The following is a 611-nucleotide window of genomic DNA, read 5'->3' as shown; positions in this document are numbered from 1 at the left end:
GCCGCCAGGCCACCCACCCACCCCGGGTACGGCCCGAACTCCTCGCGCAGGGCCGCGGGCAGGTGTGGACCTGGGACATCACCCGCCTGAAAGGACCGATCAAAGGCATCTACTCCCCGTACGATTCATGCCGATCGTGGTACGGCGATGACGTCGAAGAACGTCACCCAGTTCCTGGCCGAACTGCGAATCGACCAGTCGCATTCACGGCCGAGAGTATCCAACGACAACCCGTACTCGGAGGCGCAATTCAAGACCTTGAAGTACTGCCCGGCGTTCCCGGAACGGTTCGGGTCGATCACCGACGCCCGCGCGTTCTGCGAGGTCTTCTTCGACTATTACAACCACGAACACCGCCATTCGGGAATCGGGCTGCACACCCCCGCCTCGGTGCATTCCGGCACGGCCGCACAGGTCCGTGCCGAGCGCGCCCGCGTGCTGGAGACCGCCTACGCCGCCCACCCCGAACGGTTCCACCGCAAGCCCGTCCCGCCCCCACTCCCAACCAGGGCATGGATCAACGAACCACCGCCCGCCACCATCGAGACCACCGAGGACCAGCAGCCCAGAACCGCGGCCTGACATGTGTCATTCGGTTTGACAGGTAGCGC

General features: G+C 65.3%; 1 pseudogene. It reads left to right on the top strand.

Annotation, left to right across the window (positions count from 1 at the left end):
* Positions 1-582 (top strand): annotated as a pseudogene (locus HKK72_RS39525) (transposase); the annotation flags it as partial.
* Positions 583-611 lie beyond the last annotated feature (29 nt).

The sequence above is a fragment of the Actinomadura sp. HBU206391 genome, assembly GCF_014323665.1.
Lineage (GTDB): Bacteria > Actinomycetota > Actinomycetes > Streptosporangiales > Streptosporangiaceae > Actinomadura_C.
The sequence above is the reverse complement of the archived record's forward strand: the minus strand, read 5'-3'. Positions and strand labels throughout refer to the sequence as shown.